The following is a 20,841-nucleotide window of genomic DNA, read 5'->3' as shown; positions in this document are numbered from 1 at the left end:
TTCTCCAATAAGGGAAGCTCTTTTTTCTTTCTTGCCACTTTTACACCAGTCTAATAATTACTTTGCAAAAGTAGGTATTTTTTTTGGAAAAAATTCGGGTATACAGAAATATTCCGGATTGTAATGTCGAAATTGCATTTTGATAGAAAGTTTTTTCGCAAAAAGTTTTCAAGTTTGCGAAATATCCTTAGATTTGCGAACAGAAAAAAATCATAATGTAACTTTAAACACAATATTATGGATAAAAAAAGAGTTTATACCTTTGGTAATGGTCAGGCAGAAGGAAAGGCTGACATGAAGAATTTGCTCGGTGGTAAGGGAGCCAACCTTGCAGAAATGAATTTAATCGGAATTCCTGTCCCTCCCGGATTCACAATAACTACAGATGTTTGTACGGAATACAATACGTTAGGACGTGATAAAGTGGTTGAGCTGCTGAAAGATGAAGTGGTAAAAGCAATCACTCACGTGGAAACGTTGATGAAATCTAAATTCGGTGACGTTGAAAATCCTTTGTTGGTGTCTGTACGTTCCGGTGCGCGCGCATCTATGCCGGGTATGATGGATACGATTCTGAACTTGGGATTGAATGACGAAGTGGTAGAAGGTATTATCCGTAAGACAGGTAATGCACGCTTTGCATGGGACTCTTATCGTCGTTTTGTGCAGATGTACGCTGACGTAGTATTGGGCATGAAGCCTACCAATAAAGAAGATATCGACCCCTTCGAAGCAATCATCGAAGAGGTGAAAAAAGAGAAAGGGGTAGAACTGGATAACGAGTTGAAAGTGGAAGACTTGCAGGAACTCGTAAAGAAATTTAAAGCTGCCGTAAAGGAACAGACCGGAAAAGATTTCCCGACTGGTGCATACGAACAACTTTGGGGAGCTATATGTGCCGTATTTGATTCATGGATGAATGAACGCGCTATCCTTTACCGTAAGATGGAAAGTATACCTGATGAATGGGGTACAGCTGTCAATGTACAGGCTATGGTGTTCGGTAATATGGGTGAAACTTCGGCTACTGGTGTTTGTTTCTCACGTGATGCCGGTACGGGTGAAGACCTTTTCAATGGTGAATATCTGATTAACGCACAAGGTGAAGATGTAGTGGCCGGTATCCGTACTCCGCAACAGATCACCAAGATTGGTTCTCAACGTTGGGCTGTATTGGCTGGTGTGACCGAAGATGTTCGCGCAGCAAAGTTCCCTTCCATGGAAGAGGCAATGCCGGAAATCTATAAAGAATTAGATGCTCTCCAGACTAAACTGGAAAATCATTATAAAGATATGCAGGACATGGAGTTCACCGTACAAGAAGGTAAACTCTGGTTCCTTCAGACACGTAACGGTAAACGTACAGGTGCTGCCATGGTGAAGATTGCTATGGACTTGCTCCGTCAAGGCATGATTGACGAAAAGACTGCTTTGATGCGCGTGGAACCGAATAAACTCGATGAATTGCTTCACCCTGTATTCGATAAGGATGCTTTGAAGAAAGCCAAAGTGTTGACTCGTGGTCTTCCGGCTTCTCCGGGTGCTGCAACCGGTCAGGTGGTGTTCTTTGCTGACGACGCTGCTGAATGGCATGCTGCCGGTAAACGTGTGGTAATGGTTCGTATCGAAACTTCTCCGGAAGACTTGGCCGGTATGGCAGTTGCCGAAGGTATTCTTACGGCTCGTGGCGGTATGACTTCTCATGCTGCTGTTGTGGCTCGTGGTATGGGTAAATGTTGTGTATCGGGTGCAGGTGCATTGAATATCGATTATAAAAACCGTACCGTAGAAATTGACGGTGTTGTGTTGAAAGAAGGCGATTATATTTCTCTGAACGGAAGTACAGGTGTAGTTTATAATGGTAAGGTAGAAACACAGGCTGCAGAACTTTCCGGTGACTTTGCCGAATTAATGACGCTGGCTGATAAGTATACTCGTCTGCAGGTACGTACAAATGCGGATACTCCTCATGATGCGGAAGTGGCTCGTAACTTCGGTGCAGTAGGTATTGGGCTTTGCCGTACGGAACACATGTTCTTCGAAGGTGAAAAGATCAAGGCAATGCGTGAAATGATTCTGGCGGAAAATGCGGAAGGACGTCGTAAAGCATTGGCTAAGATTCTTCCATACCAACAGGAAGACTTTAAGGGCATCTTTAAAGCAATGGCTGGTTGCCCGGTAACTGTTCGTTTGCTCGATCCTCCTTTGCATGAGTTCGTTCCTCATGATTTGAAGGGACAGCAGGAAATGGCAGATACTATGGGTGTGAGCCTGCAATATATCCAGCAACGTGTAGAATCATTGTGTGAGCATAACCCGATGTTGGGTCACCGTGGTTGCCGTCTGGGAAATACTTATCCTGAAATTACGCAGATGCAGACACGTGCCATCTTGGGTGCTGCACTCGAATTGAAGAAAGAAGGAGTGGAAACTCATCCGGAAATCATGGTTCCATTAACTGGTATCTTGTATGAATTCAAGGAGCAGGAAAATGTAATCCGTGCGGAAGCTAAGAAGTTGTTTGAGGAAGTAGGAGATAGCATTGACTTCAAAGTGGGTACAATGATCGAAATTCCGCGTGCCGCTTTGACTGCCGACCGTATCGCTTCTTCTGCCGAGTTCTTCTCATTCGGTACAAATGACTTAACGCAGATGACCTTCGGTTATTCTCGTGATGATATAGCTTCTTTCCTTCCTGTTTATCTGGAAAAGAAGATTTTGAAAGTAGACCCGTTCCAGGTTCTCGACCAGAATGGCGTGGGACAGTTGGTACGTATGGCTACAGAAAAGGGCCGTGCTATCCGTCCGGATCTGAAATGTGGTATTTGTGGTGAACATGGTGGTGAGCCTTCTTCAGTGAAGTTCTGTCACCGGGTAGGTTTGAACTACGTTAGTTGTTCTCCATTCAGAGTGCCGATTGCCAGATTGGCGGCGGCGCAGGCAGCCATTGAAGAATGATTAGAGATATAGCTAATTATTGAATTAGGCTGTAATGGACTGATAATCAGACGTTACAGCCTAATCTATTTTTAGACGGTTCGTGCATTTGACCGCAGAAAATGAGCCAAATGAACGGCAAAACTTACAAATAGCTTACGAAAATTTGAGGGTGCACTTACAAAGAACTTACAAAAGAAAATAACTGTAAATCAATTGATTATGGCAACTTTTAAAACTATGGTTCGTTACAAGCGAACTGACGGCTTTTACCAAGTGTACATACGAGTCGTCCATCGTACTAAATCAGGCTATATCAAGACTGATAAGTTCGTAACTGAGAAGCAGCTCTCAAAGTCCGGAGAAATTAAAGATCCGGTAGTTAATGAGTATTGCTCACGTGAAATATTGCATTACATGGACATGATTAATCGTCATGATGTGTCGCAATATACCATAACTGAACTCATCAACTTTCTACTCAAATCTGAGGAGGAAGTTTGCTTCAGCGATTATGCTACTCAATTTATTTCACGCATGATAAATGAGGGGCACGAGCGTAATGCTAAGAACTACCGTTTGGCCGTGAACCATCTAGAGCGTTATTTGGGTACAAACAAGATTATGTTTCCCATTTTAACTTCTGCCGTTTTATCCAAATGGATAGACAGTCTTGCGCAGACCAACCGAGCTAAAGAAATGTATCCTACTTGCATCCGTCAAATCTTCAAGAAGGCTATCAAAGAATTCAATGATGAGGAGCGTGGTCGAATTCGTATCAAGTTTAATCCTTGGTTGAAGATAGCGATTCCGAAGTCCGATCGAGGAGCACAAAAAGCTATCAGTGCAGAAGCATGTCGCGAGTTCTTTAATCGTCCGCTTCCTGTATCTAAGATGATTTCTCCCCTTCCTGAACTGGGGAGAGACCTGGCACTTCTTTCGCTTTGCTTAGGTGGTATCAATTCGGTTGACCTCTATGAACTCAAAAAGAAAGACTACAAAAATGGCATCATTGGCTATAAACGAGCAAAGACTCGCAATAGCCGTAGTGATGATGCTTATATGGAAATGAGAGTTGAACCTTTCATTCTCTCTACCTTTGAGAAATACCTTTCGAAGGATAGCAAGGACGAGTATCTGTTTAACTTTCATCAGCGTTATAGTAATTCGGATAGCTTCAATGCCAACATCAATATCGGCATTCGAAAAATTTGTGAGGACATGGGTATGGCTAAAGAGGACAAGTATTGTTACTACACCTTCCGTCATACATGGGCTACTATCGCCCAAAATGACTGCGATGCCAATCTGTATGAAGTTGCTTTTGGCATGAACCATAGCCATGGATTCAATGTTACTCGTGGTTATGTAAAGATAGACTTCACTCCAGCATGGGAGCTGAATGCTAAGGTGATTGACTTCATATTTTTCAGCGATCAGAAGAGCAAGCAAGGTAAAGCCAGAGATTGGGATGAGCCTAAGGATGTTCTTTTCCGTATCACAAAAAAGAAGATGATTTACGGACGAGCTTATTTCAAAGGTAAAGTGGTAGCTGAGATGACTGACATCGGTTTCAGTAATGTGGATGAGGTGATAGCTAGATTGGTAAATCAGTTGCCCAAGGACATCCCTACCGGCTGCAACGTTCAATTCCGTCTAACCAATTGTGATACGCAACGTGAGGCCGTATATGAACGAAGCAAAGGCAAAGGCTTTTAATCTCCCTTACAGTCCCCCAAGTAAACTTCCCAACGTAGAGGGAAAAACTTAGTTGGTGCACAAAAGCCGTATAGGTCGCTATGACTTATACGGCTTTTGCCCTTCTTCTATGATGATGATGTCATAAGGTTTCAACCAGAGGTTCTCCTGCCCAATGCGATAGCAAACGACAATAAGAGTCCTTTCCACAAAAGCACAAAGATATTCTTCACCAATCTGATGGCCAGTTTGATTGTGCTCAAGACAATCCATAACACAAATTTGAAAAGCAATATTGCCACCAAACATACTGGAAGCAAGTATAGAAATAAGAGTAATCCGTACAACATAAGTTCAGGTACATCGTTCAACAATCAGGTCGCACTTCTCCATACAAATATACTGATTTTCAACGAAATAACGAAATATTTTGCCATATTTTTCAGTGACTAAGTGCCACTATTCCAAATATTTAGCAAATGTGATATGTTGAGGTTTCGGATATTATAACCGAATAATCTTGGTGAGGTTTACCATGAGCAAAAGGATTCATGATGCCTAATGAATCTGATTAAACCCACCTTGATAACCAGAATCACTTACCCTAATTATCAAACGGCCAACTGAACTCGTTTACTTGGTAACTAATCATTGGGGCACAAAATCATCGGAACGTTGGTTATTTCAGATACTTAGTACGATTTTTTTAGGACTATGGGTATCTTGGTTCATGTTGCTATCGTTTGAATAACTGATAATTCTATTATCCTAAGATATTTACAATCTGATTCTTTGAAATCCTGCTTCTCTATACTTTGGCTACTTGAATCTTCGATACCTTGGTTTATATCACTATTGTGTTGCCCATTTCTTCGCAAGGCGTTTCTTTCGATAACTTTGGTGCTATAAAGCTTCCTGGATACTATCGAACTGCGTTGCAGGATTTGCTAAGCAAGTTGTACCTTTGTCATTACAAAACTGCGTTTCTCCATGCCAAAGGTGACTTGCCGACTGCTACCGCAGCGGGACGATTGCATCTTGTTTCGCTTTGCGAAAGGGTGTCCGGGATATTTGTCCACCCACTAATCAGAAGAAGATGAACCAACGAACCAAGTACTTTCAGTTACGACTAACCCCAGCGGAAGCCGAATACATAAGGGAAAAAGCAGCCTATTACTCCTCTGTGAGCCACTATATTCGCTCGGCGATAGCGGAATACTCCCATGTGAATGCCAAGCAAAGACTCGAACTCGTCAATAACCTTGGTGCATTCTACCGTAAATACCAGAACGAGTTATCCTGGATAGGCAGCAACCTCAATCAATCGGTCAGGCGAGCCAATGAACTTTCGGTTGCAGGGTTACTTGCGCCCAGCTATGTTCAGGAGGTCCTGATACCTCAGATACAGGAGACTCAGAGAACCTTAAACGAGATAAAGCGAGGACTTGATGCTGTAACACAAAAGGCCATCAAGTCCAAGTGACTCAAATACTCAATTACCAAGAACACTCAGATGATTGCGACAATATTACCAGGTAGCTCGAACTTCCATGCTGTGGGTTACAATGAACGAAAGGTCGCGAAAGGTGTCGCCCGATTGCTCGAGATTCAGAATTTCGGAGCACTTGGAACCTTCGGTAAACCAACCCCTGATGAATTGGTTCAATATCTTCAGGATTATACATCCCGAAACGATAGAATCCGGAAAGCCCAGTTTCATGTGGCTTTTTCCTGCAAAGGTCGTGAGATGTCAGAAACAGAAGTGCTGGACTTTGCCCATCGCTACTTGTCCGAGATGGGCTATGGCGAAGATGGCCAACCGCTGCTGGTTTACTCTCACTATGATACCGACAATACGCACTTGCACATCGTCACCTCACGCGTCGCTCCCGATGGCAAGAAGATAGCCCACGACCATGAACGCAGACGGTCTCAAGAGATTATCGACCGCATCTTGGGCAATGACCGGAAGAAATCAACGAAGAATGATATAGATGTAGCCAAAGAATACACCTTCTCTTCTTTCGCCCAATACAAGGCTATCATGCAGTCTATGGGCTATGAGGCCTATCAGAAAGAAGGAACGGTATTCATTAAACGTGGTGGCAAAGTGCAACAGATGATGCCTCTGTCAGAGCTGGAAGCTTTGTACAAAAGCGGTTGTCGAGAGAGAGCACGTTGCCGCCAACTACGTAGCATCCTCAAAAAGTATCGGGATGTAAGTGCAAACAAGGAAGGGTTACAGAAGGAACTGAAGAGTAAGTTCGGTATCGACATCATCTTCTTCGGTAAGAAAGACGCTCCCTTTGGTTATATGATTGTGGATCATGCCAATAAGACGGTTATCCATGGAGCTAAAGTCCTTTCCATGGAGGAACTGCTTGATTTCGCCACTCCCGAACAACGCTTTGATCGTATCGAGAACTACATCGACCAGTTGCTTACCCTCAATCCCAAGATTACCCAAGGCGAGATTTATCAGAAACTAAGAAAGCAGCGTGCCTATATAAAGAAAGGTGTCGTCTACTTTGATGGCCAATCGCGGCCACTCAAGGATTTTATGGCCGAAGCTATCGACCATAACAACCGTATTGAATGGGTTGAGAAGTTCAAACCCACTACCGAAGCCGAACGAGATTTGCTTTGCTGCATCTTCAAGGTTAATCGTCCTGACCTTGTTTCCCTCTCGTCAGAATGGCCAAAGAACTACGAACCAAGCGTCAATCGCTTACGTGAAATCTTCGAGGATGAAACAGCCACCGCCTCAGTCAGAAGCCAGCTTCGAGCCGAAGGTTTTATCATTCGTCAGGAGGAAGATGCTGTCTATGCCATCAACTTCCATGAGCATGTCATCATCAACTTAACCACAGAAGGCTTCAATCTGGAACGCCTGAAGTGGAAGCCACAAACACAGAACCAGCCTGTTCCTCAGACGAAGAATCAAGCTGGTTCAAAGCTACCCCACTTACCCAAGTTCAAAGATGGCGGTGGTGGTAGTCAAAGTGAAAAACGTGAATGGGAAGTTGGTCAAAAGGGAAATTACGATACCGTTGATGATGAACGTAGCTTGAAGAGATAAAGCATCAAGTATAGAAAAGGTTGCAATAGAGGTTGTCACGGACTTTCTATTGTAACCTTTTCAGCTTTTATCAACCTTCAATCCTTGGTCAATACCACCCTTATATCTTAGGTTGATTTAACCCAAAACACAAAAGTGTTGTGTATTTCGTTTCTCATGTTGCTCCCCATCTATATTTGCCAGTGAATCAAAATGTAATGAGGAACTATGATACAGACTCCAATTATCGTAACATTCGCCAACCAGAAAGGAGGTGTCGGTAAAACAACCCTCTGCGTGACCTTCGCCAACTACTTGGTGACGAAGGGCGTGCGTGTAGTGGTGATTGATTGCGATTTCCAACACTCCATTATGAAATGCCGTACGGCAGACATCAATAAATATGGTGAACAGCAGATGCCCTATGAAGTATGGGCTTATGAAGCCAATGATAAGGAAATGATGACCTCTTTGATGGAGAAACTGCACAATGATCCTGAAATCGACGTGGTACTAATGGATTCTCCAGGTAGTCTGAAAGCCGAAGGACTGGTTCCCATGTTCGTCAACACGGATATCATTGTAGTGCCGTTTCATTATGACCTTGTGACTGTCCCATCCACCGCTAGTTTCCTCATGTTTGTGGATAGACTACGCAAAGCCGTTGGCGACCGGATGAAAGCCCAACTCTTCATTATTCCCAACTTGAACGATGGCAGAGTTGGTAAACGCTCAGAGTTGGTTATCTGGGACAATACCCGAGATACCTTCTCCAATTATGGCTATGTCACTCCCAAGATACCCAAGCGGGCTGATATGGAAAGATTCAGCACCATGGCCGCTTTGGATATGCAAGCCACCATTGTGACTCCGGTGTTTGATAAAATCTATCTCAGTATGTTCAATACACTCAATCCGATTCGAGAGACAGCTCTTACGGGCATACAGCTTACTGAAAACGTGATTACTAAACCAGAGAAGAAGAAAAAGGAGTCACCGATAGAAACTGAAGAATCTGATGACGACACGGAAGATGTTAGCAAAGAGACTTCAGAAGAAACAGGCAATGAACTTACCCACGATAATTCACAAAATTCATAACCCTCAAACGAATAACAGCGATGACTAATGATATTCCTCAAATAGACGACCTTACCAAAGGTATCAACGATTCCGATTTCTTCTTAGGCAAACCCAAAGAAGATGTTGAAGAGCCTGCCCAACAAATGAAGACCGAACCAACTCTTAAAGAAGGAGAAGCTGAAGCTGAAGTTACAGACAAATGTTGGAACGTTTTTATGGGTTTCTTAGAGTCTTCTGACGAACAGAAAGATAAGAGCGACCGCTTGGTTTGCAAACTGGACAGGGACTTGGCTGACTCCTTGGATGATTGCAACATTCACAACCGATGTCGCAGCGATTTAGTAAATGCCATTGTACGATCCTTCTTCGAAAACTACCTTCAACAGTTAGCTCAATATCGACGAGAGAAGAAATCCCTGTTTACGAACCTCAAAGACGAATGACATGAGAAAGACCAAATGGACCGATAAGATGCTGAATGCTCTTTCGGAACTCTATCCCGTAGAGACCACATCCTACACCGCAGCCTGTCTGCAAATGAGTGAAACTGCTGTCAAGAATCAAGCTCGCAAACTGGGCCTGAGCAAGATTGCTAAATCCAAGTGGATGATACGTGCTGAGCATGTACAGAACCACTTTCATCAATGTTCGTTTTCTGAAATGGCCAAGCAATTAGGCATTACCAAGATGAGCGTTAGCCGCATTGCCGCCAAGTTAGGTCTGACACGTACCAAAGCAGAAAGCTACCAAGTAGCTTCTCGCATTCGTTTGGACATGATACGTCGGGAACGGAGACGGGTTATCTTTGGCTTGGAACCCATTACACAACTCAAAGTGGTTTCCAATCGGGCTAAGGTACGCCTTCGCTCACGATTGAAATCCAAGGGCTATATTGTGAGTGAAGAACACAACGTCCTCTTCTATACCCGCGATGTCGAACGAAAGAATCATTTGGAAACTCGTGGTATGAAGTTAGGCCTACGTTTCTTACCCTTTCAGTGTGAATCATCGCTATTACCCACCTCTATATAACTACAGCTATGCAGTATAGTCAAATCGTATTTCTACTCTTCATTGTGATGATGTGCTATTATGCAGCACTCATCGTCATGGATATTCGTAAGGCGAAAGCAGCACGTGCCGCAGAGCATGATCTCCATTCCGAAGAAGATATAGACATTACAGACGAAGCACAGAGCTTCCAACCTGTTCAGGTAAGCCGTGATGAACCTCCTAAGGAACCAAAGGGAAATGAAGTTGGTGATGCTGGAGGTGATAGCGGAGAAGATGATGGAGATGCTGAGCTTGAGCAAGCACCAAAACAACAGCCTGAGCCTGAGACACCCACTGAAGACAGAATCATTTACCGAGAAGCCATTATGACTGATGGTATCGTAGTCGAGAAAATCATTCATGAAGTCAACCAACTGGCCGAAACTGGCACCTGCGATTTGGGTGCTGTCATCTTCAGCTGTGAGCACGCACGATAAGCAGGAATGCTTATTAGACTCTATACCGTTTCTTTAGCGACCTCTGTTCCTTTGGCGATGAAACCTTTCAAATCATTTCAAAACAATGCAACAGATTAAAACTGGATTCCAACGAGCTTGGAATCGTCTTTTGAGTACGCGATTGGCCCAATTCTGCATGACGCTTTTGGTAGCTCTGATGCTATCAGTCGGTAATCTGATGGCGGCCAGCAAAGGTGCAGCCGGCTTTACCAAGGCTACGCAAGAAGTCAGTTCCTATCAAACTCCGGTCTCCAACCTGATGAAGGCCATTGCCGCCGTGATTGTGTTGGTCGGTGCTTTCAACGTCTATTTCAAGATGCAGAATGGTGATCAGGATGTGAAAAAGACCATCATGTTGACCATTGGTGGCTGTATTGCTTTCATCGCACTCTCAGAGGCTCTACCGCTTTTCTTTAAGTAAAACCATCATATATTACAGCTATGGCAATGAATCCAGAGGGCTATCCCGTTTTCAAAGGATTGCAGAAACCGTTAGAGTTCATGGGCATCCGAGGGCGCTTCCTCACTTTGGCGGCGGCAGCCATCGGTGTCTCCTTCGTCGGCTTTATCGTCTTCTCCATTGCACAGGGAAAACTCGCTGGGTTTATTGCCATGCTGGTGATGGCGATAGCAGGCCTCATTACTATCTATGTCAAGCAACGAGGCGGGCTTCATAACAAGAAGAGAGCAAAAGGAATATTTATTTACAAGAGTATTCATCGTCAAACATAATTCTCCTATCTATGGCACGCCACAAGAAACGAATCTTTGATGGGCTTTATGCGCAGTTGGAAGAGACCAACGGCAATGTTGTGCTGTTCTCAGCCAAAGGTGAGCCGTCTGTCATCTTCGAGATAACCAATCCCGTACAGCAACTCTGTACAGATGCGGAGCAATACCAACTGTTTCAGGATGTGCTCTCCAATGTAGTACAGACACTTGGCGAGGGCTATGCCTTGCAAAAGCAGGATGTTTTCTGTAAGCAAGCCTACCACCATGAGGTACCTAAAGATGCGGAGTTCTTGACCCGAAGTTACTTCAAGTACTTTGAGGGAAGAGAATTTACCGAGATACGCACCTACCTGATTATTACGCAGGAAGCCGTGCGTAGCCAGTTTGTACAGTATGACCCGAAAACCTGGTTGGACTTCCATTCCAAGGTCTCAAAGGTGGATGATATTTTGACAGAAAAACGTATTAAGCATCGGAAATTGACTAAGAAAGAGGTGAATGAATATTGTCACCGTTTCATGGCTTTCCAGTTCCGGCATGGGCCATTCTCCATGACCAATTTCAAAGCCTCTGATGAGTATTTGAAGATTGGTGACCGTGTGGTTCGCTCTTATCCTCTGGTGGACATAGATGAGATTAACCTGCCCACGATGGTAAAGCCCTATACGCAGATGAGCATCAATGGTTATGGCATTGCTACCGATGTACTATCCTTCTTGGCAAGTGTACCTCATGCCGATTGCGTGGTATTCAATCAAGTGGTGCAGATTCCGAATCAGCGCAAACTTCTTCGTAAGTTGCAAACCAAGGCCAAGCGTCATGGCTCGATGCCGGATCCGAGCAACAAGATTGCCAAGGCTGACATCGAAGAAGTCTTGAACCGATTGGCGATTGATAGTACCCAGCTGGTCTATACCAACTTCAATATCTTGGTGAGTTGCCTACCCGAGCAGGTAACGCCCGTGACTTCCTATTTGGAAACCAAACTGTATGAGTGTGGCATCTTGCCTTCACGTACGGCTTACAACCAGTTGGAACTCTTTACGGATAGCTTCCCCGGAAATGCCTATGCGTTCAATCCCGATTACGACCTCTTCCTAACCCTGTCAGATGCCGCCTTGTGTTTTTTCTTCAAGGAGCATTTGAAAGCATCTGAGAATACTCCTTTGACGACCTACTATACAGACCGTCAGGGACTTCCCGTCTGCATCGACATCACCGGCAAGGAAGGCAAAGTAAAGATGACTGACAACGCTAATTTTTTCTGTATCGGGCCTTCGGGAAGTGGGAAAAGCTTCCACATGAATACGGTCGTTCGTCAACTTTTGGAGCAAAAAACGGACGTGGTGATGGTAGATACGGGTGACTCGTATGAGGGTATTTGTGGCTATTACAAAGGCACTTACATTTCATATTCGAAGGAGAAACCCATCTCGATGAATCCGTTCAAAGTAACTAGAGAGGAATACAACCTGAACTTTGGAGAGAAGAAGAATTTCTTGAAGTCACTCATCTTCCTTATCTATAAAGGCAACGATTTTCCTTCGAAAATTGAGGATATGCTCATCAATCAGACTATCGTGGAGTATTATGAAACCTACTTCCACCCGTTTGAAGCATTCTCAGACAAGGAGCGTGAAGGATTACGTCAGAAACTATTGGTTGCTGCCAAGATGGAAGATGATTACGAGACCTTTGCCCATCAGATGGAGGACATTGATAAGCAAATCAATGAAGAACCTAAAAGCGAAAAGGCCGAGGAAAAGAGCTTGTTGCTTCCCTCAGAAGTACGTCGCCTGAAACTAATCCGCCAATGTCGTTCGCTCACAGCTTTGCTTCACGATGAAGCTGCTACTGCTTCGGAAAAGGAACGCGCCCTTCGCATCATCGAATCGCATAAAAAGGAGTTGTACAACGACACCTTGCTCATCAAGATAGATAAGCAAATCAATCACATAGAGGAACAGAAGAGGCGATTGAAAGTATCAGAACTTTCTTTCAACTCTTATTATGAGTTTGCTCTGGAGCGTATTCCGCAAATAACCACCTTGGAGAAGATCCAATTCAATATCCGTGATTTTGCGGCTATCCTCAAACAATTCTATCGAGGTGGTGAGTTGGAAGTGACGTTGAACTCCGATTTGGATGTCAACCTCTTCGATGAGCAATTCATCGTGTTTGAGATAGACAAGATTAAGGATGATCCCGTGCTCTTTCCCATTGTGGTGCTCATCATCATGGACGTTTTCCTTCAGAAGATGCGTATCAAGAAAGGTAGAAAAGCACTCATTATTGAGGAAGCCTGGAAAGCGATTGCTTCACCTACCATGGCAGAGTATATCAAATATCTATACAAGACAGTTCGCAAATTCCATGGAATAGCCGGTGTAGTAACGCAGGAACTCAACGATGTGATTGATTCACCTATCGTCAAGGAGGCTATCATCAATAACTCAGACGTAAAGATCCTACTTGACCAAACCAAGTTCAAAGACCGATACGAGGATATTGCCGCCATCTTGGGCTTGACACCTATCCAGCGCCAGCAAATCTTCACCATCAATGCCTTGAACAACCGTGAGAACCGCAGCTACTTCAAAGAAGTCTGGATATGTAGAGGTCAGAACTCCGATGTCTATGGTGTAGAAGAAGCCCCTGAATGTTACTGGGCCTATACTACAGAGCGTAGTGAGAAGGAAGCGTTGAAGATTTATCTTCGACACTATGGCACCATGCAGGAGGCCATCACTCATATTGAGATAGACCGCAAGAAAGACGGCAATCACTTCTATCTCGAGTTTGCACGTAAAGTCAATCAACAACAAAAAGTAATGTCGTTATGGTAAAGCTTCGTTTCTTGTTGCTGGTGACGCTATTGGCAGTCACTTCAACACACCTACATGCCGCATGGCGCATCGTCATCGACCGCCGTAGTTTGGCAGCCGTGTCAGCGAATATGGCTTCTCAAAAGCTCATCGAAGACCAACACAATGCTCGTTTGGACTCGATAGCCGAGAAGCAGCGCAAAGTAGAACTTTATACGGTGAGCATGGCCACCATCAAAGAACTCTACAAGATGTCGATGGAGAATATTAAGGGCTTCGGTACCGAGAGTATCTACTACAAAGAAATTGGATCCTGTGCATTTGATATTCTGCAGAATGTTCCTGAATTGGTCAAGACCGTGAGCAAAGCGAAGTTCACCAATAAGCTCTATTGTTTGACGGAGCTAAGTGGACTGGTGATGGAAACGCAGCAGTTGGTCGGCAACTTTGTCAATATTGTGAACAATGCCAAAGTCTCCAATCCTCTCAAAGGTCAAGGTACAGCCGAGAAAAAGAATGATGGCTATAACTTGCTGGATCGATACGAACGGCTCACTTTGGCCAACCGCATCTATACCGATTTGATGGAGATACGCTACAAGGTGGACAGCATGATAATGATGGCACAATACGCCACGCTCAACGACCTCTTTTTTGCCATTGATCCAGAAGGATGGGCCAATATCATGACGATGAAAAGTGCTGTAAACGGCTTGATTCAAGACTGGAATGGTCTGGTGGCATCGAATTACTAACCTCAAAAATAGGAAACAATGATACGAAGAATCGCATTTTATATGGTCATGGTCTTCATCGTACCTCTCAAGTTATCAGCAGGCGGCATACCTATTCCCAATGATTTGCCTACCATTGAAGCGCTTATCAATCTTCATAAGGCCATCAAGAAAGATGAAGATAAAGCTTTGCAACGAGTGACCACCAGCTTTGGAGAGCAATCGATGATTACCAAAGGGGCGAATAAGTTCAATGAGGTGCGCACCACTTTGGACACCAAACTCAGTAATGCTAATTCCTACTTGGTCTTGGCAGGTGCAGTTTCCTCTACGGCCAATTCGCTTTATCAGCTTATCAGGGACTATAAGAACTTCACGGGTAGTACCTTCAAACATGTTTCTCAGAAACCATTTGTTGCCTGGTACTACACCGAAGCCAATTTAGCTATCGCCCGAGAGGTGAAGCATTGCTATAAACTCTATGCTTCGGTAGCTGCTTCCGGTATTAACCTGATGAAAGCCTCCATGGATGAGAAGCTAGACCTTGTGATGACCCTCAAAGCCTCTATCGACCGTGCAAGGTATATCATAGACAATGCCAATCTCTATTGCTACCTGATAACCGACTGCGGATGGAAGCCGGACTATATCTGGGAGATACTCAATTCAGACGTGACTGATGAAATAGCCAATCGTGTAATCAATCAATGGAACAAAGGATATGCAAGTTAAGACAATCATTATTGCTCTACTGACCATTATAAGCATAAGCTTTCCACTCAAGGGAAGCGCACAAGCTATGGTGCATGATGAAGAGAAAGAGAAACAATGGAAGTCGATGGAAAATGGCCCTTGGGACTTTGCCCCGGACTGGTTCTACTATTTCTTCCACAAGAAATACTCTGGAGCTGAGACCTATTGGAAATGGGCCGGATTCAAGTCTGGCTGGCGGGTACGTTTCAAGGAACACAAGTCCAATGTCAAACGCATCATGCCGGTACGTGTAACTGCGGAGGAAACCCAACGACAGAAAATGAAAAAGGCAGAAGAGGAGCGAGCCTACATCGAAGAACTCTATAAAGAGGAACTGCTACGTGAAGCTGATCGTTCGGTTGACCTTATGTATGCGACCTACAAAGGCGAGTTCAATCGAATGCAGGACTGCATCACCGAGGGCCTACTCTACTGCTTGACTAAAAGTAAAGGCAAACTCCAATACCAAGTGGATGAGCTGAGTCGTCAGAACGAAGTGCTCTGTGCCGACATCGCTTATATCCATAAGACAGGTATCGGCTATGGCCTTGAGAATGCCAAACGCCAACAGGCTTACGAAGAAGCCAAAGAGAAGATGAGTAAGTTGGTGGACCGAACGGCTCACCTCTGTGCCGTAGCCAGTACCCATTATTGAATCACTAATCATTAAAGATATACGCATGAACATATTAACTGTAATACTGACCATTGGCCTACCTGCCATTGACGAGAGTCTGGAGAAACTGTTGGTCGCCATGGAGACCTTTCCGAATGTTGCGGTACTAGGCGATGCTGTCAGCATGGCTCGGGCGTTGGGACTGTGTCTAGCACTTTGTGTAGGCTCCTATGAGTGTTGGATGATGATGTTGGGCCGTCGGGGGATGGATGTGATGAAACTCTTGCGTATCATTGGCATTTCTATCTGCATTTCCTCTTCCTCTTGGATATGTTCTGCCCTGCAGGTCCCGGGCAAGGGACTGGAATCCGCTACTCATGCCATGGCCAAGGCCAAGAACCGAGAAGTAGCAGCTTTCGAGCTAAAGGTAGCCCAGAAGCAGAGTGAGTATCTGGACCGTTTAAGAGCCGTGCAAGATTCTATCTCCACCGCTCAACAAGTAGCCGCCATTGGCCAGGATGCCGCTTGGTGGGACAAACTCATTTACAACGTAGAGAATCTGGGTAACACTATCAATAACTACGCCCAACGGGCAGCTGTAGCAGCCGAAACCAAGATGAGCGAATGGATCAACGATGTGGTGCGCTTTGTGGGTGAACTCATTTTTCAGATGTCCTACTATGGCATTCTGGTGGCACAACGCATCTTCATGGCCATTATGGTCATCTTTTGTCCCATCATGTTTGCCCTTTCCTTGGCACCACCATGGAACTCCGCATGGAGCCAGTGGATGTCCAAATACCTTTCCCTCTCGTTATGGGGCTTTGTGACATACATGTGCCTCTACTACATCGACTTCATTCTGCTCTACAACCTGCAACAGGATATGGTTGCCTACAATCACCTCCTGCATGGTTCCGTAAATTCGTGGTCACAAATCGGGGCTTTGGGTTTGCAAGGCATCGGATCCAACTGCATGTATGCCATGGGTATGTTAGTGGGTGCCTACATCATCCGTTTTGTGCCCGAAGTTGCCTCTTGGTTGATTCCCGGTGGTGTAAGTTCCGGTACAGGTTCAGCAGCAGGTGCCACCGTAATGGGCATAGCTACTACTGCAGGTGCGATGGCAGGCAGTGCGGCTGGTTCTGTAGTCGGTAGTACGGGTTCCATGGTCAAATCAGCGTTCAAATAATCTCAAAACTGATAAGATATGCTTATAGAATCATTAGCTCAGAAAACCAAACTCGCCATGATGACAGTCTTGGCCACCATCGGTGGTTGTGTGGTCATCTGTGGATTTACCGTATGGTGTTGTATCTCGTTGGTCACCCAAGAAAGGAAACAGATTTACATCTTGGATGGTGAAATCCCTTTCTTAGCCCAACGCGCCCAGTTGGAGGCCAACTTCACGATGGAAGCCAAGGCTCACATCCAACTCTTTCATCAATACTTCTTCAACCTGCCACCGGATAACGATTACATCAAGTGGACGTTAGGCAAAGCGATGTATATGGCCGATGGTACGGCTTTGAAGCAAAAGCAAGCTATGGATGAGAATGGTTTCTACTCAGATATAATTTCCTCCTCAGCAGTCTGTACCATCATTTGCGATTCAATCCAGTTTGATGAACAGGAGCGGAGGTTTACTTATTATGGTACACAGCTTATCAAGCGTCGTACCACGGATTTGAAACGTTCCATGGTAACTACAGGCTTTATCGAAACAGTGCCGAGAACGAGAAACAATCCACATGGGTTGATGATTACCAACTGGAGAACGCTGGAAAACAAGGATTTGGATTACTAAAACGGATTACGGATATACGCTTATGAAATCATTCAGAAAGACATTGCGTGAGCACCGGCTCAAGACGCATGAACAGATTCGAAGTTGGTTACAACCAAAGTTGGGACGACTGGGTACAAGATACCGATTGGCCGCCCGAATCCGTTTGGCCAATTGCTGGGCAAGAAAGCATCCCAAACGAACTTTCGCCACTGTGGTAAGTTCTTTATCACTCCTGTTGTTGAGTACCGTAGCTTTGGATCAGCTACATGCCGACAAAGAAAATGGGCCTAATATCAGTATGATTGCCAATATGGAACCTATGTTTGAAGGCTTTCGAACCATTCAAGCCAATAAGGATGTGCATCGACACACCTTGCAGAATATGGCTTTAGAGGGTCAAGTGTTACGGCAAAAATTGGATTCCATGATAGCCATTCCGCATAAGTCGCATATGGATTCTATCCGTATTATCCAAAGCTATAGGCAATTGGAGAACATAGTCAATTCACTCAAAAACAACGATACCCCATGATGAAAATCAACTTTAAACAGCCCAAGTATATCTTTCCGCTGGTCATCTTCGTCCCTCTATGCGCCTTGATATACTTTGTGATGCAGACCTTTGGCGGGAGTAGCGACGAGCAACAAGCCGTAGCAACCGACCGCATCAATATGGAGCTTCCCAAGGCCAATGCCGAGGAAGCCGGTGACAAAATGTATGAAATGTCTCGACGCTTTGGTGACGAAGATGCCTTTACTGCCGTGGGTGGTATTGGTGAGGATAAGAAAGAGGAAGAAGAACTGGAGCATGGCTACAGCGAAGAGGAACTGAATCGTCTGGATGCAGCCGAAGCGGAAAGACTTCGTCAACAAAAGGAACTTGAAGAACTGGAGCGTTCTTTGGCTGAATCCAAGAAGCATATCAATTCTTATGCTTATGGAGGTGATCAGAATTCCAATCCTTCATCTAATTCTACCGATGACTTCGCCCGTGACCTCGAAGACATCCAGCGCCGTAGCTATGAACGTCAGAAGGCCATTGAAAGTGGCTTAGGCTTTGGTCAAGCTGATGCCGACGAGAGGGAAAAGAAGTTGCGAGCGGATTCCATTGCCAAGGTACGTCAGGAAGAGAAGGAACGTAATCGGCCTAAACTGGTGATGAAGTCCAAAGATACCAATGCAGAGAAGTTCCATACCGTTTCGGGTGATGAAGAAGCAGTAGAAGCGAAACTGATTAGGGCGATGATTGACCAAACGACCAAAGCCAGAGAAGGTACCCGTCTTCGCTTCAAACTCCTCGATGATGTAACGGTGAGTGGTACTAAACTTAAGAAAGGCACCTATCTCTATGGTACGGTAACAGGATTTGGCCAGCAACGGGTACGTGCCACCATTACCAGCATTCTGATTGGCGATAAGTTCATCAATGTCAAGCTATCAGTCTTCGACAACGATGGTATGGAGGGTTTCTATGTGCCAGAGTCTGCCTTCCGTGACTTTGTCAAGGATGCCGGTTCCAGCACTGTTCAACAGAATATCAGCTTTGATTCTGAGAATGGTGAGACTGGAATATCCGGAGAAACTATTGCCTTGCAAGCATTGCAAAATATGTACAACTCCGCTTCCTCGGCTATCTCCTCCAACATCAGGAAGAACAAGGCCAAAATCAAGTATAACACCATCGTGTATCTGATTAACTCAGAAGAAGCCCGATAACTCAATCCCATTTGTAACTCCTAAAATTTAGAATATATGAACACGAAGATTCTTTTAGTCGTATTCGCTTTTCTCTGCACACTATCTGCTGTTGCCAACGAGAAAATCTATGTAAACCGCGAAGTGACGACCCATATCGTGATGCCTGAAAACATCAAGATGGTGGACATCTCTACACCTAAAGTAATAGGTAATCAATGTGCTGATAACATTGTGCGTATCAAGCCCTTTCAGGATAATGATTCAACCCATACCTGTACCTATGCGGAGAACGAATTATTGGCGACGCTAACTTTGATTGGTGAACGACGCATCGCTCAATACGACATCGTCTATACGCACTCTCAGCAAATGGCAGCTTCCATCTATCGGGTTGCCTATAGTGAAACGCAGTCCTACATCAATCCGGAAGTAACCATGCCCATGGCAGAAATGGCTCGCTATGCCTGGGCTATTTATGGTAGTGAACGCAAGTACAATCAGGTCGTATCAAAAGCTCATGGTATGAAGGCGGTGGTCAACAATATCTACTCCATCGGAGATTACTTTTTTATTGACTATTCTTTACAGAACAAAACCAAGATTGCTTATGACATCGAGGAATTACGAGTGAAGTTGGCCGATAAGAAAGAGACCAAGGCCACTAACTCACAAACCATCGAGCTGACTCCGGTCTTTTCGCTCAATCATGTCAAGAAGTTCAAGAAGAACTATCGCAATGTGCTGGTGCTACCCAAGCTCACCTTTCCTGAAGAGAAAGTATTGCGCTTGGAAATTTCCGAGAACCAAATCAGTGGTCGTGTTATCATCCTGACCATCGAATACGAGGACATCCTCAATGCTGATGGCTTTGATGCCAACCTCATGAAGCTCACTCCTTACTATCCGTATTACTATATATCCGATTAAGCCATGAAGAAGATCATCCTACTCATGCTTTGTGCCTTTACAGCTATGGGCACATTTGCACAAGATAAGAAACTCACTGTGAATGCGGGCTTTCTGTTCCCCAGTACGTTAAATGCCATGGTGGGTTATGAATACCCATTAAGCTATGGGAATGCAGTTGAACTGTATGGCGAAGCGGGTACACATTGGCAATCGCCTACTTGTCATCGCTTTTGGGAGGATTACTATTGGGATGGTGGACTGGTCTATAAGCATCGACTGGTTCGTTACAAGAATGGAATGCTTCGCTTCCGTTTCGGCCCTCAGTTCGGTGCTGTCCAGCGCAAGTTCTTCATGGGATTGGAAGGTGGCTTTGAATATAGCTATGTTTTCCAAAACGGATGTGAGTTCACCTTGATCCAAAAGAATAACGTGAACTTCCTGCATGGAGATACCTTTCGCAATGGCTTGTTGATAGGTTTCAAGATACCGTTCTGACCT

The 20,841-nt window shown here is 44.7% G+C and carries 21 protein-coding genes; 20 read left to right on the top strand and 1 reads right to left on the bottom strand.

The genetic code is table 11. From position 1 onward, the window contains the following. Positions 1 to 237 precede the first annotated feature (237 nt). Together ppdK and NQ505_RS20815 are read left to right on the top strand one after the other, a co-directional pair. The gene (gene ppdK / locus NQ505_RS20820; RefSeq protein ID WP_008998526.1) at positions 238 to 2,958 is read left to right on the top strand and encodes a pyruvate, phosphate dikinase; all 2,721 of its coding nucleotides are present in this window, start codon (positions 238 to 240) and stop codon (positions 2,956 to 2,958) included. Between the two features lie 201 nt (positions 2,959 to 3,159). Beyond that, the gene (locus tag NQ505_RS20815) at positions 3,160 to 4,656 is read left to right on the top strand and encodes a tyrosine-type recombinase/integrase (RefSeq protein ID WP_008998525.1); all 1,497 of its coding nucleotides are present in this window, start codon (positions 3,160 to 3,162) and stop codon (positions 4,654 to 4,656) included. Positions 4,657 to 4,734: 78 nt separating this feature from the next. On the opposite strand, the gene NQ505_RS20810 is transcribed toward NQ505_RS20815, so the two are convergent. Further along, positions 4,735 to 4,908, bottom strand: a complete 174-nt coding sequence (locus tag NQ505_RS20810) for a hypothetical protein (RefSeq protein ID WP_157179068.1) — start codon at positions 4,906 to 4,908, stop codon at positions 4,735 to 4,737. Between the two features lie 823 nt (positions 4,909 to 5,731). Here NQ505_RS20810 and NQ505_RS20805 point away from each other — a divergent pair. From NQ505_RS20805 to NQ505_RS20720, 18 genes are all read left to right on the top strand, one after another. Then, positions 5,732 to 6,118, top strand: a complete 387-nt coding sequence (locus NQ505_RS20805; RefSeq protein ID WP_008998524.1) for a plasmid mobilization protein — start codon at positions 5,732 to 5,734, stop codon at positions 6,116 to 6,118. Between the two features lie 30 nt (positions 6,119 to 6,148). Beyond that, the gene (locus NQ505_RS20800) at positions 6,149 to 7,714 is read left to right on the top strand and encodes a relaxase/mobilization nuclease domain-containing protein (RefSeq protein ID WP_008998523.1); all 1,566 of its coding nucleotides are present in this window, start codon (positions 6,149 to 6,151) and stop codon (positions 7,712 to 7,714) included. Between the two features lie 207 nt (positions 7,715 to 7,921). Beyond that, positions 7,922 to 8,794 (top strand): ParA family protein, encoded by an 873-nt coding sequence (locus tag NQ505_RS20795; RefSeq protein ID WP_008998522.1) that lies wholly within the window; start codon positions 7,922 to 7,924, stop codon positions 8,792 to 8,794. Positions 8,795 to 8,814: 20 nt separating this feature from the next. Next, the gene (locus tag NQ505_RS20790; RefSeq protein ID WP_008998521.1) at positions 8,815 to 9,219 is read left to right on the top strand and encodes a hypothetical protein; all 405 of its coding nucleotides are present in this window, start codon (positions 8,815 to 8,817) and stop codon (positions 9,217 to 9,219) included. Between the two features lies 1 nt (position 9,220). Then, the gene (locus NQ505_RS20785; RefSeq protein ID WP_198286883.1) at positions 9,221 to 9,808 is read left to right on the top strand and encodes a MarR family transcriptional regulator; all 588 of its coding nucleotides are present in this window, start codon (positions 9,221 to 9,223) and stop codon (positions 9,806 to 9,808) included. An 8-nt stretch (positions 9,809 to 9,816) separates the two neighbouring features. Continuing rightward, entirely contained in the window at positions 9,817 to 10,266 is a 450-nt protein-coding gene (locus NQ505_RS20780) for a hypothetical protein (RefSeq protein WP_008998519.1), read from the top strand. 85 nt (positions 10,267 to 10,351) lie between these two features. Further along, on the top strand, positions 10,352 to 10,708 hold the full coding sequence (locus NQ505_RS20775; protein WP_008998518.1) for a DUF4134 domain-containing protein: 357 nt from the start codon (positions 10,352 to 10,354) through the stop codon (positions 10,706 to 10,708). A gap of 20 nt (positions 10,709 to 10,728) precedes the next feature. After that, entirely contained in the window at positions 10,729 to 11,019 is a 291-nt protein-coding gene (locus NQ505_RS20770) for a DUF4133 domain-containing protein (RefSeq protein ID WP_008998517.1), read from the top strand. An 11-nt stretch (positions 11,020 to 11,030) separates the two neighbouring features. Beyond that, positions 11,031 to 13,865 (top strand): TraG family conjugative transposon ATPase, encoded by a 2,835-nt coding sequence (locus NQ505_RS20765; protein WP_008998516.1) that lies wholly within the window; start codon positions 11,031 to 11,033, stop codon positions 13,863 to 13,865. Continuing rightward, positions 13,859 to 14,599 carry a hypothetical protein gene (locus tag NQ505_RS20760; protein ID WP_008998515.1) on the top strand — a complete coding sequence of 247 codons (741 nt, stop codon included), beginning with the start codon at positions 13,859 to 13,861 and terminating at the stop codon, positions 14,597 to 14,599. The genes NQ505_RS20765 and NQ505_RS20760 overlap by 7 nt, the downstream gene beginning before the upstream one ends. A 42-nt stretch (positions 14,600 to 14,641) precedes the next feature. Next, entirely contained in the window at positions 14,642 to 15,310 is a 669-nt protein-coding gene (locus NQ505_RS20755; protein WP_032853386.1) for a hypothetical protein, read from the top strand. Continuing rightward, positions 15,300 to 15,986 carry a DUF5045 domain-containing protein gene (locus tag NQ505_RS20750; RefSeq protein WP_008998513.1) on the top strand — a complete coding sequence of 229 codons (687 nt, stop codon included), beginning with the start codon at positions 15,300 to 15,302 and terminating at the stop codon, positions 15,984 to 15,986. Before NQ505_RS20755 ends, NQ505_RS20750 begins: the two co-directional genes overlap by 11 nt. A 25-nt stretch (positions 15,987 to 16,011) precedes the next feature. Next, a complete protein-coding gene (locus NQ505_RS20745; RefSeq protein WP_008998512.1) occupies positions 16,012 to 17,139 on the top strand; it encodes a membrane protein in 1,128 nt (375 codons plus the stop codon). Positions 17,140 to 17,157: 18 nt separating this feature from the next. Further along, positions 17,158 to 17,754 (top strand): conjugative transposon protein TraK, encoded by a 597-nt coding sequence (gene traK / locus NQ505_RS20740; protein WP_008998511.1) that lies wholly within the window; start codon positions 17,158 to 17,160, stop codon positions 17,752 to 17,754. Between the two features lie 22 nt (positions 17,755 to 17,776). Continuing rightward, complete coding sequence (locus tag NQ505_RS20735) at positions 17,777 to 18,268, top strand: hypothetical protein (protein ID WP_008998510.1); 492 nt, start codon at positions 17,777 to 17,779, stop codon at positions 18,266 to 18,268. Continuing rightward, positions 18,265 to 19,452, top strand: a complete 1,188-nt coding sequence (gene traM, locus NQ505_RS20730; protein WP_008998509.1) for a conjugative transposon protein TraM — start codon at positions 18,265 to 18,267, stop codon at positions 19,450 to 19,452. Before NQ505_RS20735 ends, traM begins: the two co-directional genes overlap by 4 nt. 36 nt (positions 19,453 to 19,488) lie before the next feature. Beyond that, entirely contained in the window at positions 19,489 to 20,361 is an 873-nt protein-coding gene (traN, locus tag NQ505_RS20725; protein WP_008998508.1) for a conjugative transposon protein TraN, read from the top strand. Between the two features lie 3 nt (positions 20,362 to 20,364). Further along, positions 20,365 to 20,838, top strand: coding sequence for a hypothetical protein (locus NQ505_RS20720; protein ID WP_008998507.1), 474 nt, complete (start codon positions 20,365 to 20,367; stop codon positions 20,836 to 20,838). Positions 20,839 to 20,841 lie beyond the last annotated feature (3 nt).

It is taken from the genome of Bacteroides sp. D2, from assembly GCF_025147085.1.
Classification (GTDB): domain Bacteria; phylum Bacteroidota; class Bacteroidia; order Bacteroidales; family Bacteroidaceae; genus Bacteroides.
Note: the sequence above shows the minus strand (reverse complement) of the source record. Positions and strands in the feature narration are given on the sequence as shown.

What these genes read in the sequence shown, in the direction of transcription:
- ppdK (WP_008998526.1), top strand. Translation starts at nt 238, where the DNA reads ATGGATAAAAAAAGAGTTTATACCTTTGGTAATGGTCAGGCAGAAGGA.
- NQ505_RS20815 (WP_008998525.1), top strand. Translation starts at nt 3,160, where the DNA reads ATGGCAACTTTTAAAACTATGGTTCGTTACAAGCGAACTGACGGCTTT.
- NQ505_RS20810 (WP_157179068.1), bottom strand. Translation starts at nt 4,908, where the DNA reads ATGGATTGTCTTGAGCACAATCAAACTGGCCATCAGATTGGTGAAGAA.
- NQ505_RS20805 (WP_008998524.1), top strand. Translation starts at nt 5,732, where the DNA reads ATGAACCAACGAACCAAGTACTTTCAGTTACGACTAACCCCAGCGGAA.
- NQ505_RS20800 (WP_008998523.1), top strand. Translation starts at nt 6,149, where the DNA reads ATGATTGCGACAATATTACCAGGTAGCTCGAACTTCCATGCTGTGGGT.
- NQ505_RS20795 (WP_008998522.1), top strand. Translation starts at nt 7,922, where the DNA reads ATGATACAGACTCCAATTATCGTAACATTCGCCAACCAGAAAGGAGGT.
- NQ505_RS20790 (WP_008998521.1), top strand. Translation starts at nt 8,815, where the DNA reads ATGACTAATGATATTCCTCAAATAGACGACCTTACCAAAGGTATCAAC.
- NQ505_RS20785 (WP_198286883.1), top strand. Translation starts at nt 9,221, where the DNA reads ATGAGAAAGACCAAATGGACCGATAAGATGCTGAATGCTCTTTCGGAA.
- NQ505_RS20780 (WP_008998519.1), top strand. Translation starts at nt 9,817, where the DNA reads ATGCAGTATAGTCAAATCGTATTTCTACTCTTCATTGTGATGATGTGC.
- NQ505_RS20775 (WP_008998518.1), top strand. Translation starts at nt 10,352, where the DNA reads ATGCAACAGATTAAAACTGGATTCCAACGAGCTTGGAATCGTCTTTTG.
- NQ505_RS20770 (WP_008998517.1), top strand. Translation starts at nt 10,729, where the DNA reads ATGGCAATGAATCCAGAGGGCTATCCCGTTTTCAAAGGATTGCAGAAA.
- NQ505_RS20765 (WP_008998516.1), top strand. Translation starts at nt 11,031, where the DNA reads ATGGCACGCCACAAGAAACGAATCTTTGATGGGCTTTATGCGCAGTTG.
- NQ505_RS20760 (WP_008998515.1), top strand. Translation starts at nt 13,859, where the DNA reads ATGGTAAAGCTTCGTTTCTTGTTGCTGGTGACGCTATTGGCAGTCACT.
- NQ505_RS20755 (WP_032853386.1), top strand. Translation starts at nt 14,642, where the DNA reads ATGGTCATGGTCTTCATCGTACCTCTCAAGTTATCAGCAGGCGGCATA.
- NQ505_RS20750 (WP_008998513.1), top strand. Translation starts at nt 15,300, where the DNA reads ATGCAAGTTAAGACAATCATTATTGCTCTACTGACCATTATAAGCATA.
- NQ505_RS20745 (WP_008998512.1), top strand. Translation starts at nt 16,012, where the DNA reads ATGAACATATTAACTGTAATACTGACCATTGGCCTACCTGCCATTGAC.
- traK (WP_008998511.1), top strand. Translation starts at nt 17,158, where the DNA reads ATGCTTATAGAATCATTAGCTCAGAAAACCAAACTCGCCATGATGACA.
- NQ505_RS20735 (WP_008998510.1), top strand. Translation starts at nt 17,777, where the DNA reads ATGAAATCATTCAGAAAGACATTGCGTGAGCACCGGCTCAAGACGCAT.
- traM (WP_008998509.1), top strand. Translation starts at nt 18,265, where the DNA reads ATGATGAAAATCAACTTTAAACAGCCCAAGTATATCTTTCCGCTGGTC.
- traN (WP_008998508.1), top strand. Translation starts at nt 19,489, where the DNA reads ATGAACACGAAGATTCTTTTAGTCGTATTCGCTTTTCTCTGCACACTA.
- NQ505_RS20720 (WP_008998507.1), top strand. Translation starts at nt 20,365, where the DNA reads ATGAAGAAGATCATCCTACTCATGCTTTGTGCCTTTACAGCTATGGGC.